The organism is Vibrio eleionomae, from assembly GCF_009874545.1.
Taxonomy (GTDB): Bacteria; Pseudomonadota; Gammaproteobacteria; order Enterobacterales; family Vibrionaceae; genus Vibrio; species Vibrio nitrifigilis.
The window spans coordinates 124,969-142,570 of the sequence record NZ_WEKT01000005.1; the positions used below are offsets into that span (position 1 = coordinate 124,969).

The 17,602-nt window shown below is 43.8% G+C and carries 14 protein-coding genes and 1 pseudogene; 7 read left to right on the top strand and 8 right to left on the bottom strand.

The annotated features are described in order from the left end of the window. Positions 1-8 precede the first annotated feature (8 nt). From zapD to nadC, 7 genes are all read right to left on the bottom strand, one after another. Positions 9-749 (bottom strand): cell division protein ZapD, encoded by a 741-nt coding sequence (zapD, locus tag F9817_RS04870; protein WP_161153836.1) that lies wholly within the window; start codon positions 747-749, stop codon positions 9-11. Between the two features lie 31 nt (positions 750-780). Beyond that, entirely contained in the window at positions 781-1,389 is a 609-nt protein-coding gene (gene coaE, locus F9817_RS04875; protein WP_161153837.1) for a dephospho-CoA kinase, read from the bottom strand. Between the two features lies 1 nt (position 1,390). Further along, the gene (locus F9817_RS04880; protein ID WP_161153838.1) at positions 1,391-2,260 is read right to left on the bottom strand and encodes a prepilin peptidase; all 870 of its coding nucleotides are present in this window, start codon (positions 2,258-2,260) and stop codon (positions 1,391-1,393) included. Between the two features lie 39 nt (positions 2,261-2,299). Further along, positions 2,300-3,523 (bottom strand): type II secretion system F family protein, encoded by a 1,224-nt coding sequence (locus F9817_RS04885; protein ID WP_161153839.1) that lies wholly within the window; start codon positions 3,521-3,523, stop codon positions 2,300-2,302. Continuing rightward, positions 3,520-5,199 carry a GspE/PulE family protein gene (locus tag F9817_RS04890; protein WP_161153840.1) on the bottom strand — a complete coding sequence of 560 codons (1,680 nt, stop codon included), beginning with the start codon at positions 5,197-5,199 and terminating at the stop codon, positions 3,520-3,522. Before F9817_RS04890 ends, F9817_RS04885 begins: the two co-directional genes overlap by 4 nt. Then, positions 5,199-5,609 carry a pilin gene (locus tag F9817_RS24245; RefSeq protein ID WP_202436339.1) on the bottom strand — a complete coding sequence of 137 codons (411 nt, stop codon included), beginning with the start codon at positions 5,607-5,609 and terminating at the stop codon, positions 5,199-5,201. Before F9817_RS24245 ends, F9817_RS04890 begins: the two co-directional genes overlap by 1 nt. A 203-nt stretch (positions 5,610-5,812) precedes the next feature. Next, on the bottom strand, positions 5,813-6,700 hold the full coding sequence (nadC, locus tag F9817_RS04900; RefSeq protein WP_161153842.1) for a carboxylating nicotinate-nucleotide diphosphorylase: 888 nt from the start codon (positions 6,698-6,700) through the stop codon (positions 5,813-5,815). Between the two features lie 130 nt (positions 6,701-6,830). On the opposite strand from nadC, the gene ampD reads away from it, so the two are divergent. Continuing rightward, positions 6,831-7,373: a 1,6-anhydro-N-acetylmuramyl-L-alanine amidase AmpD gene (gene ampD / locus F9817_RS04905; protein ID WP_161153912.1), complete on the top strand. Its 543-nt coding sequence runs from the start codon at positions 6,831-6,833 to the stop codon at positions 7,371-7,373. A 59-nt stretch (positions 7,374-7,432) separates the two neighbouring features. Here the strand turns inward: ampD and fldB are convergent, their stop codons facing one another. Next, the gene (fldB, locus tag F9817_RS04910) at positions 7,433-7,951 is read right to left on the bottom strand and encodes a flavodoxin FldB (RefSeq protein ID WP_161153843.1); all 519 of its coding nucleotides are present in this window, start codon (positions 7,949-7,951) and stop codon (positions 7,433-7,435) included. 218 nt (positions 7,952-8,169) lie between these two features. Between fldB and xerD the strand changes: the two genes are divergently transcribed. The 6 genes and pseudogenes from xerD to aceF all read left to right on the top strand — a co-directional run bounded on the left by xerD (position 8,170) and on the right by aceF (position 17,371). Next, the gene (gene xerD / locus F9817_RS04915) at positions 8,170-9,078 is read left to right on the top strand and encodes a site-specific tyrosine recombinase XerD (protein ID WP_161153844.1); all 909 of its coding nucleotides are present in this window, start codon (positions 8,170-8,172) and stop codon (positions 9,076-9,078) included. Between the two features lie 160 nt (positions 9,079-9,238). Then, positions 9,239-9,877, top strand: a pseudogene (locus F9817_RS04920) (thioredoxin fold domain-containing protein); the annotation flags it as partial. A gap of 45 nt (positions 9,878-9,922) precedes the next feature. After that, positions 9,923-11,662: a single-stranded-DNA-specific exonuclease RecJ gene (gene recJ, locus F9817_RS04925; protein WP_161153846.1), complete on the top strand. Its 1,740-nt coding sequence runs from the start codon at positions 9,923-9,925 to the stop codon at positions 11,660-11,662. Positions 11,663-11,999: 337 nt separating this feature from the next. Next, complete coding sequence (gene pdhR / locus F9817_RS04930) at positions 12,000-12,770, top strand: pyruvate dehydrogenase complex transcriptional repressor PdhR (protein WP_161153847.1); 771 nt, start codon at positions 12,000-12,002, stop codon at positions 12,768-12,770. Positions 12,771-12,819: 49 nt separating this feature from the next. Next, positions 12,820-15,483 carry a pyruvate dehydrogenase (acetyl-transferring), homodimeric type gene (gene aceE, locus F9817_RS04935; RefSeq protein ID WP_161153848.1) on the top strand — a complete coding sequence of 888 codons (2,664 nt, stop codon included), beginning with the start codon at positions 12,820-12,822 and terminating at the stop codon, positions 15,481-15,483. Between the two features lie 16 nt (positions 15,484-15,499). Next, positions 15,500-17,371 carry a pyruvate dehydrogenase complex dihydrolipoyllysine-residue acetyltransferase gene (aceF, locus tag F9817_RS04940; protein WP_161153849.1) on the top strand — a complete coding sequence of 624 codons (1,872 nt, stop codon included), beginning with the start codon at positions 15,500-15,502 and terminating at the stop codon, positions 17,369-17,371. The last annotated feature ends 231 nt before the right edge of the window (positions 17,372-17,602 follow it).

Here is a 17,602-nt window from a genome sequence, read left to right on the forward strand (position 1 = left end):
GTGTGGGTTTAGCTGCAAACCGCTAACTGAAAAGCAACATCTTGAGTGCTAGCTTGGCCAGATTTAAATTCAATGAATTTTATGGCAAAGCGATTTTTGTGACCAGAAATCATTGGATAAACACCGTATTCCATAGGAATAGATAATCGAATGATATTAGCGTCTACAGCGTCACCTTGATAAAAACCAGCTTGAGCCATTTTGTCGCGGTAGTTGCCCGTTTCTCTGGTCAGTCTTAACCATAAGTGTAAGGCGTCAGAAAGAGGCTTTAATGTACTCATCCACTCGCTAGCATCATTCACTTTATGTTCAAAAGGAAGATGCAGCCAGTAGTGCAGTGCCGGTAGGTCGAAACAGCATGAGCCTCCAGGCAGGTTAAAACGTTGGCGTATTGCACTGAGAAAGCGGTCATCTTTAAGTGATTGACCAAAGCGTTCAGCATTCATCAAGCTACGATGCACTCCATCAACTTCTTGAAGTAGGGTGAGTAACATATCTTGATCGACACCTTCAACATTTAACCAGCTACGATAGGTTTGACGTTGTTTTTCAATGTCTTTAGCTAGCTCACTTTTTAACTGAATTTGCTCAAAGATTTCGAGTAAATCAAACAGCGAACGGAAGAACAACTGATGCTGAATGGCATCGCGAAATTGCGATGATTGAAACATCTGATTAAGCAGAGCCTCTACACGTAGATAGATACGTGTTTTTTCATTCAGTGGATGTTCAAACTTGTGTGTTGTCATCGAGCGAGCCTTTGTGTCTTTGGACTTATTGTCACCGATTTACCTTACTAAGTGCTAGGTACTTTGGGTGCAATTCTGTGATTTGTGGCAAAAGTTGATCGTTTCCTAAATTATTGTTTATTACATCATCAGCGCAGGCTAAACGTTCATCTCGACTCGCTTGCGCTGCGAGAATTGATCTGGCCTGATGTTCATCGACATTGTCTCGTTGCATGGTTCGTCGCAGTTGAACTGCTTCTGGAACATCAACCACTAATATACGATTGGCCATTGAACCAAGGTTATTTTCGACCAACAGCGGAACAACAAGTAGCGCATAAGGTGAGGTAACTTGAGCCAATTCAACGTGCATTTGTTGCCGAATCATGGGATGCAATAGCTTATTAAGCCATTCTTTTTCATCTGTATTTAGAAAAATCTTTTCTCTCAATTTGGCCCGGTTCAGTTCGTGTTGCTCTGTTAAAATTGCTTCACCAAAATGGTCGACGATTGCTTTAAGGCCAGGCGTACCTGGTGCAACGACTTCTCGTGCTACAATATCAGCATCAACAATATCAATTGCAAAATGTTGGTGAAAAATGTTGGCAACGGTTGTTTTTCCACTTGCAATACCGCCAGTCAAACCAATGATAAAAGACATATTACCAACCTAAAAATGAACTCAAATACCAAACAATTATATCCTGTCCCCATAATACACTGATCCATCCGGCTATCGCGAGGTATGGGCCAAAAGGAAAGGCCTTATCTAATCCTTTACGTTGCATTCTCAGTTGTATGACACCAAATATCACCCCAACTACCGAGGACAGTAATACGATGACCGGAAGCTGTTGCCATCCCAACCAGGCTCCTAACGCAGCGAGTAGTTTAAAGTCTCCGTATCCCATTCCTTCTTTACCGGTAAGTAACTTAAACCCCCAGAACAAAGACCAAAGAATAAGATATCCTGCAATAGCGCCGATGACAGCATCTTGTAATGAAACAGAAGACCAACCAAGTAGAGCGAAGACAAGACCAGCCCACATCAGCGGTATCGTTAGTTGATCGGGGAGTAATAAAGTATCGAGATCGATAAACGTGGCTGCGATAAGTACATAAGTGAAAAAGAGCAGCCCAATACTATAAGGTGTCGGTCCAAAATGTGTTGCAACCACATAGCTTAACCCTGCCGTAAGGAGTTCGACACATGGGTAGCGAATTGAAATTGGAGCATGGCAGTGATGGCACTTACCGCGTAGATATAACCAGCTGATCACTGGGATATTATCGATGATACGTAATTGAGTATGACAGTGAGGGCAAGTTGAACGAGGTGTACTTAGGCTTAAGTGTCCTTCCGGTGGTGCTATCTTGTATTCGGGAAAGCTATCCGCACATTCTTGGCGCCATTCGCGCTCCATAATCACGGGTAGCCGATAGATAACGACGTTCAGAAAACTGCCAATAATCAGCCCCAATAGAGTGGCAAAGAAGACAAAAAGCCAAGGATAATAATAAAAAATGTCCATTAAAGTCCGGAGAACTGATTACAAGTCGATAAAGTTATTTTAACTCAATACTCCCGCTAAGTTAAACACAGGCAAATACATAGCGAGGACTAAACCACCAATCATCAAGCCCAAAAAGAGAATCATGGTGGGTTCGATGAGTTTTTCTATAGTATCGAGCTGATTTTTTACTTCTTGTTCATATATAGCGGCAATTCGGCTGAACATCACATCAAGGCAACCTGTTTCCTCCCCAACCATTATGAGTTGTTTCATGGTTTCCGGAAACTCGGGTTGCATTGCGATAGCCTGATGAATCGATTCACCATCGGCGATTCTTTGTGTAATGGTTGGAATCAAACTGGCTAGATAACAGTTGCCGATGCTGTGAGTAGAGATTGTAAACGTTGTCATAATGGGCACACCGGCTTTTAAGCTGGTGGCGCAGGTATAGCAGAAGCGAGCAAATGCAGCACGAGAATAGAGCTTGCCTAAAATGGGGAGGCGTAATGTCCAGTAACTCACACGCATTTTTATTCGTGGGGAATGTACATAGCTGTAGGTGGCGATACTTCCACTTAATAGGGTGAAGATTATTAGTAGCCAACTGTATTTTTGCACGTTATGAGAAAGTGACATTACCTGCTGTGTTAGCCAGGGGAGCGAGGCTTGAAAACTGTTAAATAGTTCTGAAAATTGAGGAATGACCATAACCAACATAATGTAAGTGACGATGATGGAGACGACGACCACTAACATTGGATAGAGACTAGCGCGGACAATCTTTTTCTTAAATTGCTCTCTTTGTTGTTGGTAGTGGCAAATACGTTCAAACATAGCACTGAGCTGTCCATGCTGTTCGGCTGAGCGAATGAGACTGATGTAGACCGGGTCAAAATGAAGTGGGTATTTTTCTAGGCTATCCGCTAACGTGTAGCCTTGGCCTATATCCGTCTGAATCGTACTAATCAGTGAACGCATTTGTGCTTTACGATGACGTAATCGGATCAACTGCAGTGCTTGTCCAAGTGGAATGCCACTGTCGAGTAATGTGGCAATTTGTCTCGTCATCAAAGCAATATCTTTAGGTGTGGCACTCTCTTTCCAGCGAGTCAGTAAGGAGGTTGCATGGGCTTCTAGAGTGAGTAATTTAATGCCTTGTTGTTGTAGATAGCTTGCAACTTCGTTCTCGTGCTGAGCTAAGTAACGTCCGTGATGATGTTGCCCTTGACGATCGACCCCTCGCCAATGAAATTGCCATAATGAGGCAGTCGCTGTGATCATAGTAATGATTCTTGCATAGCTAATACTCTTCGACACTCAGCGATGGATGAAATACCTTGAATGACTAACGCTGCCGCACTAGATTTGAGCGTCATTATTCCTTGAGCTGTTGCCTGCTGTTCTAACTGTTGTTGTGAGGCATTGATGAGCAGTAAAGATTGAATTTCTGGAGAAACTGGAAGTAGTTCATAGATGCCTATACGTCCTTGATAACCCATATGGCATTTAGAGCATCCTTGTGAGTTAGCAGTAAATATGGAAATGGATGGTTCAATATTTAACCACTGGCTTTCCGTTGGTGTCGGCGCATGTGGCTGTTTACATTCAGGACAGAGCTTTCTTATCAACCGTTGAGCAATAATCAGAGTTAAAGAGGCACTGATATGGTAATTCTCAATACCGATATGGTGAAGCCGAATTAATGTTTCAACGGCGGAATTGGTATGTAGGGTAGAAAGAACTAAGTGACCAGTTTGGGCTGCTTTGATTGCGATTCGAGCGGTTTCGGTATCACGAATTTCTCCCACCATCAGCACATCAGGATCTTGGCGTAATAAAGCGCGTAGTACTTGGGTGAAGTTAAGTTCAATCGCTGGGTTAACTGCAACTTGGTTAATGTTATCTAAGGTGATCTCAATCGGATCTTCAACGGTGGAGATATTTAAAGTATGGCGATCAAGTGAGTTTAATCCTGTGTACAGTGTCTGTGTTTTGCCACTTCCCGTAGGGCCGGTGACTAAGATAAAACCTTGAGGGTTTTGCAGGGCGTTAAAATAAATTTGTTGCTGTTCAGCTGTCATTCCCAGAAGCGATAATGAAAGCTGCTGTTGCTCGGTCGCCAGCAGCCTTATGACAACTTTTTCGCCCCATTGGGTCGGTAGGGTTGATAGCCTTAAATCTAATGCCTTTTTATCGGGTAATGTGAATAAGATCCGCCCATCTTGTGGACGACGACGCTCCGCTATATCCATGTGAGCCATGATTTTTAACCGTGCTACAAAGCGACGATGGAGCTTAATGGGTAACGAAAGATGTTCACTTAGCAAACCATCGCGACGAAAACGGATCCTATAGTGGTGTTGATGCGGTTCAAAATGGATATCGGAAGCATGTTGTTCAAACGCAGTGATGAGCAGTTCATCAATGGATTGAGCGATGGGAGAGCTTGTTCCTGCGGCTTCTTCTTGTTCTGGAGATTCTGTTTCTTCCATTAAATACAGTAAGCGCTGTTCTTGAATGGTGTTGCTTGAATCTGTTGCGGAGGGAACATATTGCTTAAGTAATGCTTTTAGCTGGTGATGATCGGCAACCTGTAGCTGGATTTGTTTACCTGTTGCTAACTGGCATTCTTGCTGTAGCTGCTCTTGAGTCGGGTCGGAAACGGCCATGATGATGTGAGATACCGATTGCTCAATCGGTATAATTTGGTAATGACGAAGTAAAGCCATAGGAAGGGCAATTTCATCGATAATCGGCGCAATATAACTCAGTTCAACGGTAGGCAATTTGAGTTGGTGACTGAGAAATTGTTGAATGACTTTACTGGTTAAAAACTGTGACTGAAGTAAAGCGTCGATGGCTGAAATGTTTTTGTTTTTCTTAACTTGTTGTGCGTTTTTCGCTTGCTCTGCGGTGAGCAACTGATGGTGTGAAAGTAACGGAATTAAATGACTCATTAGCGGCAGCTCACTGGTGTTAATGCAGGATCAATATCATTGGGTAGTGATAACTGGCATTGCCATCCGGTGACCTCATCACGATTAAGATGCGCGACTGCTCCTGCAGGAGAGACATAATGGAACGAAAGAGTGCCATCATTTTCAATACTGAGGGTGCCAAGTTTTGAGCTGTCTTTGCTGATACCTAAGTAAGTTAAATCGGTTCCAGTGACTAAATGACCATGCTCTTGTAAATAGAGTTCTGCCGGGGTGATGAGGTTACGTAGTACGGTAATTCCTGCGGTTAACTGACTTTTCGTTACATAATTACGGTAAGCGGGAATCGCAATGGCTGATAACGTGGCAATGATAGCGACGACGATCATTAGCTCGATCAAGCTGAATCCTTTTGATTTTTGATTGGGCATGACCATTGCTCCTCATGTTTACTCGAACGGGTAAATTAAGAAGATCGTGAGTGGCTGCCTAGGTAAATACTAATAAATTGCGATTCAGCTAAGGTTATTAAAACTAGCGTTACAACAATTGAAGTAGAATGATTGGTGTGGGTCGAAAAGTGGATAAGAATGAAATAGGCCACTAAGTATAGTGACCTAAGTGATCACCGTGATCAGATCAAGCGCATTGAAAGATCCATAGCGCGAATGTGCTTTGTTAGTGCTCCGACCGAAATATAGTCAACGCCCGTTTCGGCATACTCTCTTAATGTTTCAATGGTGATGTTGCCGGAGTTTTCTAATGCTACACGGCCTGAATTGATTTTGACGGCTTCACGCATCATTTCAAGGGTGAAGTTATCTAACATGACAATATCAGCGCCGGCTTCGATAGCAGCAGTGAGCTCTTTTAATGTCTCGGTTTCTATTTCTACCGGTTTCCCCGGATTCAATTGCTTCGCTGTTTGAATGGCTTGCTCAATGCCACCACATGCCATAATGTGATTTTCTTTGATCAAATAGGCATCAAACACCCCAATTCTATGGTTAAAACCACCCCCACAAGCGACGGCATATTTCAGAGCACTACGTAGTCCTGGAATCGTTTTACGAGTATCTAGTAAGCGGCAGTTGGTGCCTTCTAATTCTGTTACATATCTTGCAGTTTCGGTGGCACAGCCTGATAGAGTCTGAATAAAATTCATGGCATTGCGCTCACCCGTTAACAGTGCTCGGGATGGCCCTGAGAGAATACATAGAGTTTGATTGGCCTGTACGTGGTCACCATCTTGCACGTGCCATTCTATCGAAACTTCACCACCTAATTGTTTGAAAACTTCATCTGCCCATAATTGCCCACAAAATACGCCATCTTCTCGAGTTATGATCGTCGCTTGATTACGCATTTCGGCTGGAATCAAACTTGCGGTGATGTCATTAGTTAAAGCAATGTCCCCACCGAGATCTTCGCGTAATGCATCACTAACGGTGCGAACGACGTCGTCAGTTAAATGTTGTTTCAAGTAGTCTAATCGTTGTTCACTGTTATGTGCTTTTTTCATGACAAATTCGTTAGTTATGGGTTTGAAGAATGAATCATACGGTTAATGTGGTGCAAATCCAGCCATAATTCTCGCTTTTGTTTGATTGAACAGTAAAATCGAGAAAGAAATAATGAGAAGAGAGGGGATGATGATTAATCAATCTGGTTGGTGGAGTCATGCGCGTCAGGTGCCTTCGCCATTTTATGATCAACGAGATGCTCAAACGCCTATTTCTTTATTGGTTGTACATAATATTAGCCTGCCACCAGGTCAATTTGGTGGGCCTTATATCGAACAGTTTTTTACAGGGCAGTTAGATCCTAATGAGCATCCATTTTTTCAAGTTATTCATAACATGGGGGTTTCTGCACATTGCTTGATTCGTCGTGATGGTGAAGTCGTGCAGTTTGTGCCATTTTCTGCGAGGGCATGGCATGCTGGCCAATCTTCTTTTGCGGGAGTTGAGCGTTGTAATGATTACTCAATTGGTATTGAGCTAGAAGGGACGGACTTGGTGGCTTATACCGATGAACAATATCAAGCCTTGGCAGAACTTACGCGTGAGATTATGCTGCAGTATCCAGCGATTACATTACCGAGGATCACCGGGCATCAATATATCGCACCTGCACGTAAAACTGATCCGGGGTTGTCATTTGATTGGCGTCGTTATCGCAGTTTATTAACGTAGAGATAGGGCGAGTAAACCGTGATGGAGCAAGCTCTCATCACGGATAGTACTGGAGCGGTTTAGAGCGCGTCTTGATATTCAGTTAGGATCTGTTCAATCCATGTCGCGATGCGTTCGTCACTTAATTCATATTGTGAGTCTTCATCAAGGGCGAGGCCCACAAATTGGGTGCCGTCAGCCGTTAATGCTTTTGATGCGTCAAATTCGTAGCCCTGATTCGGCCAGTAACCGAGTAGGTTTGCTCCGACTTTTTTCACTTCATCATGTAACAGTCCCATCGCGTCTAGGAACCACTCTCCGTAACCCTCTTGGTCGCCTAGACCAAAAAGTGCAACGTATTTACCAGTAAGATCAACGCCACTAATTTGGTCCCAAATGTCATTCCAATCTTCTTGGATTTCGCCAAAGTCCCAAGTGGAAATACCTAAGATTAAAAAATCATAGTCATTCATTAATGTGAGAGGGCTTTCTTTAACGTTGTAGATATCCACTAGGTCTTCACCTAAGATAGCCCGCATTTTCTCTGCTGCCATCTCGGTGTAACAGGTAGTCGATCCATAAAATAGGCCGATTTTCATGATTGAGTCTTCTTGGTTTATCTTTGATGGCGGGAATTCTAACCATAAATTGAAGACAGGGAAATTGATTCTAGGATAAAACTTTATAATTGAGTCAACCTATAAAAATGCAAAAAACGTGGCATGCTTTCCTATCTGTAAGCCTTCTTCTGGTGGTTTTTATAGAGAATTCTTACACTACGTTATGCAATTAGTAACTGTAAAAAATCGAGGCCGAAGTGACAGACGCTTTTTCACCTGACCAAGGGCTGGTCGAACAATTTTTAGATGCTATGTGGATGGAAAGAGGATTATCAGAAAACACTCTTTCATCTTATCGTAATGATTTAACCAAGTTATTAACGTGGATGTCTAATAACAACTATCGACTTGATTTTATAAGTTTAAATGGTTTGCAAGAGTTTCAATCTTGGCTAGTGGATTGTGGTTATAAACAAACTTCACGTGCGAGGATGTTGTCTGCTATTCGTCGTTTATTTCAATACTTACACCGGGAAAAAATGCGCGCCGATGATCCAAGCGCTCTATTAGTGAGCCCTAAACTTCCCAAGCGTTTACCTAAAGATCTGAGTGAATCTCAAGTTGACTCTTTACTTGAAGCGCCAGATCCCAATGACCCGTTAGAATTGCGTGATAAAGCCATGTTGGAGTTACTTTACGCAACAGGACTCCGTGTTACTGAATTGGTGTCTTTAACAATGGAAAATATCAGCTTAAGGCAAGGGGTTGTGCGTGTTATTGGTAAAGGTGGTAAAGAGCGTTTAGTGCCAATGGGTGAAAACGCAGTGGAATGGATCGACAAATTCATTCATAGTGGTAGGGCAATTTTGCTGGGTGAACAGACTTCTGATGTGGTGTTCCCTAGCCGCCGAGCAAAACAGATGACGCGTCAAACGTTCTGGCATCGAATTAAGCATTATGCAGTGATTGCGGGTATTGATGTGGAAAAATTGTCTCCGCACGTGTTGCGTCACGCATTTGCGACGCATTTATTGAACTATGGGGCGGATTTGCGCGTCGTACAAATGTTGTTGGGACACAGTGATTTGTCGACCACTCAGATTTATACTCACGTTGCCACCGAGCGACTTAAACAACTTCATCATGAGCACCATCCAAGGGCTTGATAACAAGGTGATATTAATGAATTTATTACGTAGGATTCTCTTTTTAACGCTACCGATTCTGGCCCTAACCAGTTATGTACCTACAACGATGGCCGCTTCTACCGCATCAGAATCAGGAGTATTAAAGCATACCCAAATTGATGTGAATTTGTTTAAAGAACATTTTGCTAAACTCGGTTTACAAGTCAGTGAAGTTATTCCTTCTGACATCGATGGCCTAGTTGAAGTACACACCAATGGCGGGGTACTTTTTTCCACACCAGATGCCAGCCAATTTATTGCTGGCAAATTATATGGGCTAGATAATAATGGCCAATATGTGGATGTGTTAGCGAAACGCCAAGCGCCAATAAATGCTAAAAAAATTGCCCAATATCGCGGTGACATGATTGAGTATAAAGCTCCGCATGAAAAATACGCAGTAACCGTGTTCACTGATATTACTTGCGGCTACTGTGCAAAATTACATAGCCAAATGAAAGAATATAATGACGCGGGGATTACCGTTCGTTATCTTGCTTTCCCTCGTCAGGGGCCACAAGGGCAGGTTGCGACACAAATGGCAGCAATCTGGTGTTCTAAAGATCCCGCTGAGTCGATGAATATCGCGAAAAGCGAGCATAAGTTACCGCCTAAACCAGACAATCTACAGGTATGTGAGAAGAAGGTCGCGGAGCATTATCAGCTTGGTCGTGAGTTAGGCGTAAATGGTACACCGTCTATTTTCTTACCCAATGGTGAAATGGTTGGTGGGTACCTTCCTCCGCAGCAGCTACTTGCTCGTTTAAAACAAATTTAAGTATGAATGAGTTTAGGCCTTGCTACGGTAAGGCCTATAAATATTATGATAGAAATACAAAGAAGACCTGAACCAGACCTTTCCTTACTTCCTGATACCATTCCTGAATTGTTGCGTCGCTTGTATTTGAACCGCGGTGTTCAAAGTGAAGAGCAACTCGAAAAAAGTGCGCGTGGCCTGCAATCCTATCAAAAGCTTTATGGCATAGATAAGGCGGTAGAACTGCTTTTTGCTTCTATTGAAGAGCAAAAACGCATTATTGTGGTCGGTGATTTTGATGCTGATGGCGCAACCAGTTCGGCATTATCAGTGCTTGCCTTAAGAATGTTAGGCAGCCGCAACGTCGATTATCTGGTTCCAAACCGCTTTGAAGATGGTTATGGCCTTAGCCCTGAAGTGGTTGAACAAGCTCAGCAGCTTGGTGCCGAAATGATCATGACCGTGGACAACGGTGTTTCATCTATTTCAGGAGTAAAAGTAGCCAAAGAGCATGGGTTAACGGTTTTAGTCACCGATCACCACTTGCCTGGTCAAGAGCTCCCTGAAGCCGATGCTATCGTCAACCCTAATCTACAAGAGTGTCACTTCCCATCCAAAGCTCTTGCTGGTGTTGGCGTCGCTTTCTATCTGATGATGGCACTATGCGTATATATGCGCAAACAAAACTGGTTTGTACGTCAGGGCATGCAAGAACCTAAATTGATGGAATTGATCGATCTGGTTGCCTTAGGAACAGTCGCTGATGTGGTTCCTTTAGATGACAATAATCGAATTTTGGTCCATCAAGGTTTACAGAGAATTCGGGCGGGTAAAGCCAGGCCGGGTATACAAGCGCTGATTGAAGTGGCCAAGCGAGATGCGCGCCGTTTAGTTGCTGCTGATTTTGGTTTCGCTCTTGGCCCACGCATTAATGCCGCTGGACGCCTAGACGATATGTCGTTTGGGGTTGAGCTCTTGATGAGTAACAATATCCATGCTGCACGTCGTATGGCCAATGAATTAGACGGACTCAATCAAACCCGCAAAGAGATTGAAGAGGGCATGAAGCAAGAAGCGATGGCTTTTTGTGAAAGATTGCAGTTAGGTGGTGATAAAGTATTGCCTCATGGTTTGGTGTTATTTCAGCGAGATTGGCACCAAGGTGTGATTGGTATTTTAGCGTCACGAATCAAAGAGCAATTTCACCGCCCTGTGATCGCTTTTGCTGATGGTGGCGAAGGCACGATCAAGGGGTCGTGTCGCTCTATTCCGGGTTTGCACATGCGTGATACGTTAGATCGTATTGATAAGCAGGCTCCAGGTATGATTTTGAAATTTGGTGGCCATGCGATGGCTGCGGGTTTGACTATTGTTGAAAGCGAATTCGAGCGCTTTTCTACTTTGTTTGATCAAGCAGTACAGCAAGAACTGGACGACAGCTTATTAAAAGGCGTTGTGCTTAGTGACGGAGAGCTACTACCGGAACAGTTTTCCATGCATGTTGCTGAATTGATTCGTGCTGGTGGACCGTGGGGGCAAGCATTCCCTGAACCTATTTTTGATGGTGAGTTTAAAGTGCTTCATCAAAAGTTAGTCGGTGAAAAACACCTTAAGCTTATGTTGGAGCCTTTGTACAAAGGGCACCCGACGAACATCATGATTGATGGTATTGCCTTCAATATTGATTTACGTCGCTGGCCTGATGCATCAGTAAAAATTGTGCGTTTAGCCTATCGGCTTGATATTAACGAATTTCGTGGTAATCAATCACTACAACTTATGGTTGAGTACATTGAACCGAAATAGAGCGTTAAGTTCTGTGTGTACAAAAAAGAGCAACTTTTTTAAGTTGCTCTTTTTTATTTGTTTTTATTTTTTCACCACACTTTTTCAAGGGATTAACAATTATTGTGCATTTAAATAGGTTTGAGAGTGAGGGTGTATAAAAATTGTAATTGGTCTTACCAATTTAATAATCAATTAAGAAATGATTTGTTACCAAAGTGTTGAGTGGTTCTCTGAACAATGATTTTGGTCAATTTTTGGCTGGACACTTACGTTGAATTTATGTTAATTTGCCCCCCATCGTGAAATTGGTATTACCAATTGCCTGCATAAATAAAAGAGCAAAGAATAATAAATTATGGCTTATCAAAGGATTCGTCAGCCAAAACTTTCTGATGTGATTGAACAAGAATTGGAACGGTTGATTGTAGAAGGCACGCTAGCACCTGGTCATCAGTTACCACCTGAGCGTGAATTAGCGAAACAATTTGATGTGTCTCGTCCTTCTGTCCGAGAAGCTATTCAACGTTTAGAAGCCAAACGTCTCCTAACTCGCCGTCAAGGTGGAGGTACGTTTGTCAGTGAAAATATTTGGAAAAGTTTCTCCGATCCTCTCATTAATTTATTATCTAGCCACCCTGAAACCCAACTTGACTTGCTTGAAGCGCGTCATGCATTAGAAGGGATTGCTGCTTATTTTGCTGCACTACGTGGTACCGAAGAAGATTTTGCTGTTATTCGAGCATGTGTAGAAAAAATCGGCGATATCAAAGAAGAATCAGATGTTGAACGTGAAACGCCACTTGTGATGGCGTTTTTAGTGTCTATCGCTGAAGCGGCACATAATGTCGTGTTACTTCATATCATCCGTAGCCTTTCACCATTGCTAGAGCAAAATATCACACAGAATTTTAAGTTATTACGCCGCCGCCCTGAAGCGGTGGAGAAAGTAAGTAAACACCGAGCTAATATCGTGGATGCGATTGTTTCCGGGCAGCCAGAGAAAGCCCATGAGATGTCCCATTCTCATTTAGCTTATATCGAAGAAACATTGTTGGATTTGGGTCGGGAAGAGTCTCGCCGCGAGCGTTCTCTACGTCGAATTCAGCAGGGTAATGAGTCACAGTAGTGTGGCCCATTGCGATTCAATAATCCAACCAACAGAAGGATAGATCGCCATGTCTGACATGAAGCATGACGTAGATGCACTGGAAACTCAGGAGTGGTTAGAATCTCTTGAGTCAGTTGTACGTGAAGAAGGCGTAGAGCGTGCTCAGTTCTTGTTAGAAGAAGTTCTTGGACAAGCTCGTTTAGAAGGCGTTGATATGCCAACCGGCACAACGACTAACTACATCAACACCATCCCTGCCGACCAAGAGCCGGCTTACCCTGGTGATACAACTCTAGAAAAACGTATTCGTTCCATCATCCGTTGGAACGCAGTAATGATTGTATTACGCGCATCTAAGAAAGACTTGGAACTAGGTGGCCACATGGCTTCTTTCCAATCTTCAGCAGCGTTTTACGAGACTTGTTTCAACCATTTCTTCCGTGCTCCTAACGAGAAAGATGGCGGCGATTTGGTATACTACCAAGGTCACATTTCTCCTGGGATTTACGCACGTGCATTCGTTGAAGGCCGTTTAACTGAAGAGCAATTGGATCATTTCCGTCAAGAAGTTGATGGTAAAGGTATCCCTTCATACCCACACCCTAAATTGATGCCTGAATTCTGGCAGTTCCCAACAGTATCAATGGGTCTAGGTCCAATCGCGTCTATCTATCAAGCTCGTTTCTTGAAATACCTAGAAGGCCGTGGTCTTAAAGACACGTCAGAACAGCGTGTATACGCGTTCCTAGGTGACGGTGAAATGGATGAGCCAGAATCACGTGGTGCTATTTCTTTCGCTGCACGTGAAAAACTGGACAACCTATGCTTCGTAATCAACTGTAACCTTCAGCGTCTAGATGGCCCTGTAATGGGTAACGGTAAGATCGTTCAAGAACTTGAAGGCCTATTTAAAGGTGCTGGTTGGAACGTAGTGAAAGTCCTATGGGGTAACAACTGGGATTCTCTAATCGCGAAAGACACTTCAGGTAAACTTCTACAGCTTATGAACGAAACTGTGGATGGCGATTACCAAACATTCAAATCTAAAGACGGTGCTTACGTACGTGAACACTTCTTTGGTAAATACCCAGAGACTGCAGCACTTGTTGCTGATATGACTGACGAGCAAATCTTCGCTCTAAAACGTGGTGGTCATGAGTCTTCTAAACTGTACGCAGCGTTCAAAAACGCACAAGACACTAAAGGTCGTCCAACTGTAATCCTAGCGAAAACAGTAAAAGGTTACGGCATGGGTGATGCGGCAGAAGGTAAGAACATCGCGCACCAAGTTAAGAAACTAGATATGACTCACGTGCAACAAATGCGCGACCGTCTAGGGCTTCAAGACCTAGTATCTGATGAAGATGTAAAATCTCTACCTTACTTGAAACTTGAAGAAGGTTCTAAAGAGTACGAATACTTGCACGCTCGTCGTAACGCTCTTCATGGTTACACTCCTCAGCGTCGTACTCACTTCTCTGAAGAGCTACAAGTTCCAGCACTAGAAGAGTTCAAACCACTTCTAGAAGCTCAAAAACGTGATATCTCATCAACAATGGCGTTTGTACGTACACTGAATACTCTTCTTAAGAACAAGAGCGTCGGTGACCGTATCGTGCCAATCATTGCTGACGAAGCACGTACATTCGGTATGGAAGGTTTGTTCCGTCAAATCGGTATCTACAACCCGAATGGTCAAGAATACACTCCAGAAGACCGCGGCGTAGTGTCTTACTACAAAGAAGCGACTTCTGGTCAAGTACTACAAGAAGGTATCAACGAGCTAGGTGCTATGTCTTCATGGGTTGCTGCGTCAACTTCATACAGCACAAACAACCTGCCAATGATCCCATTCTACATCTACTACTCAATGTTCGGCTTCCAACGTGTAGGCGACATGGCGTGGATGGCAGGTGACCAACAAGCACGTGGTTTCCTATTAGGTGGTACTGCAGGTCGTACAACACTAAACGGTGAAGGTCTACAGCACGAAGATGGTCACAGCCATATTCAAGCGAACACTATCCCTAACTGTGTTTCTTACGACCCAACATTCGCTTACGAAGTTGCTGTTATCGTTCAAGATGGTATCCGTCGCATGTACGGTGAGAACCAAGAAAACGTGTTCTACTACCTAACGCTAATGAACGAAAACTACCCAATGCCTGCAATGCCAGAAGGTGCTGAAGAAGGCATCCGTAAAGGTATCTACAAGCTAGAAACTTACACTGGTGCGAAAGGTAAAGTTCAGCTAATGAGCTCTGGTACTATCATGAACGAAGTACGCAAAGCGGCTCAAATCCTTAGCGATGACTACGGCATTGCTTCTGATGTTTACTCTGTAACATCATTCAACGAATTGACTCGTGAAGGTCAAGAAGTTGAACGTAACAACATGCTAAACCCTGAAGCTGAAGAGCAAGTACCATACATTGCACAGGTAATGGGTACTGAGCCTGCAATCGCTGCGACTGACTACATGAAGAACTATGCAGAACAAGTACGTGCATTCCTACCTGCGGAATCTTACAAAGTACTTGGTACTGATGGCTTCGGTCGTTCAGACAGCCGTGACAACCTACGCCGTCACTTTGAAGTGAACGCGGAATACGTTGTTGTTGCAGCGCTTAACGAACTAGCGAAACGCGGCGACGTTGAAAAATCTGTAGTTGCAGAAGCAATTAAGAAATTCAACATCGACGTGACTAAAACTAACCCACTACACGCTTAATTGAAGGTTTAAAGTAATGGCAATTGAAATTAATGTACCTGACATCGGCGCGGATGAAGTAGACGTTACTGAAATTCTTGTGCAAGTTGGTGACAAAGTTGAAGAAGAACAGTCACTAATCACTGTTGAAGGCGATAAAGCTTCAATGGAAGTTCCTGCGCCTCAAGCTGGTGTGGTTAAAGAAATTAAAGTATCAGAAGGCGACAAAGTGTCTACTGGTTCTTTCATCATGGTATTCGAAGAAGAAGGTGCTGCAGCAGCACCTGCTCCTGAGGCTGAAGCGGCTCCTGCAGCAGCACCAGCGGCAGCTTCTGCAACGCTAGAAGTTAACGTACCAGATATCGGCGATGATGAAGTAGACGTTACTGAAATCATGGTTAAAGTTGGCGATACAGTAGAAGAAGAGCAATCTCTAATTACTGTTGAAGGCGACAAAGCATCGATGGAAGTTCCTGCACCATTCGCGGGTACGGTGAAAGAAATCAAAGTGGCTGAAGGCGACAAAGTTAAAACTGGTTCTTTCATCATGGTATTCGAAACTGCAGGCGCAGCGCCAGCAGCCGCTCCTGCTGCAGAAGCAGCACCTGCGGCGGCTCCAGCGGCAGCGGCAGCGAAAGATGTGCACGTACCTGATATCGGTGGCGACGAAGTAGACGTTACTGAAATTATGGTTGCAGTTGGCGATACAGTAGAAGAAGAGCAATCTCTAATCACTGTTGAAGGCGACAAAGCATCGATGGAAGTTCCTGCACCATTTGCGGGTACTGTAAAAGAAATCAAAGTAGCGGAAGGCGATAAAGTATCAACTGGCTCTTTGATCATGGTATTCGAAGTGGCGGGTGCAGCACCTGCAGCGGCTCCAGCGGCAGCAGCACCTGCTCCAGCAGCGGCGGCTCCAGCAAAAGCTGAAGCACCTAAAGCAGCAGCGCCTGCGGCAACTGGCGATTTCCAAGAAAACAACGAGTATGCTCACGCGTCTCCAGTTGTTCGTCGTCTAGCTCGTGAATTTGGCGTTAACCTTGCTAAGGTTAAAGGTACTGGTCGTAAGAGCCGTATCCAAAAAGAAGACGTACAAAACTACGTGAAAGAAGCGCTTAAACGCCTTGAGTCTGGTGCTGCATCAGGCAAAGGTGACGGCGCAGCTCTTGGTCTTCTTCCTTGGCCAAAAGTTGACTTCAGCAAGTTCGGCGAAACTGAAGTTCAACCGCTATCTCGCATTAAGAAAATCTCAGGTGCAAACCTACACCGTAACTGGGTAATGATCCCTCACGTTACACAATGGGATAATGCAGATATCACTGAACTAGAAGCGTTCCGTAAAGAACAGAATGCTATCGAAGCGAAGAAAGAGTCTGGCATGAAGATCACTCCACTTGTGTTCATCATGAAAGCAGCAGCGAAAGCGCTAGAAGCATTCCCATCGTTCAACTCTTCTCTTTCTGAAGACGGTGAAAGCCTAATCGTGAAGAAATACGTGAACATCGGTATCGCAGTAGATACTCCAAATGGTCTAGTTGTTCCTGTATTTAAAGACGTGAACAACAAAGGCATTCACGAGTTATCTGACGAACTGAAAGCAATGTCTAAGAAAGCACGTGCAGGTAAACTGACTGCGTCTGACATGCAAGGTGGTTGTTTCACTATCTCTAGCCTAGGCGGTATCGGTGGTACAGCGTTTACTCCAATCGTAAACGCACCTGAAGTGGGTATCCTTGGCGTATCTAAATCAGAAATGAAGCCTGTATGGAATGGTAAAGAATTCGTTCCACGTCTACAGCTTCCACTATCATTATCATACGACCACCGTGTGATCGATGGTGCGGAAGGTGCACGCTTCATCACTTACTTGAACGGTTGCCTAAGCGACATTCGTCGTCTAGTACTGTAATCAGTAAGTTCAAGATAAATAAGGCGGCATAAACGCCGCCTTGATTCAGTTTTATCTTGCCGATTAGGTAAGGGATAACAAAATACCCTAAATGAATTGTCGTCTAGCTCACAGGCTACGGGGATTCTCTTTTCTCACTTAGCACATGCAGTTACACTGAAATATGTTGCAATTTGTATTATTAAGTTGGAAAAGGATTTGCGTCACGCATCCACATTGGAAAGGTCGCTT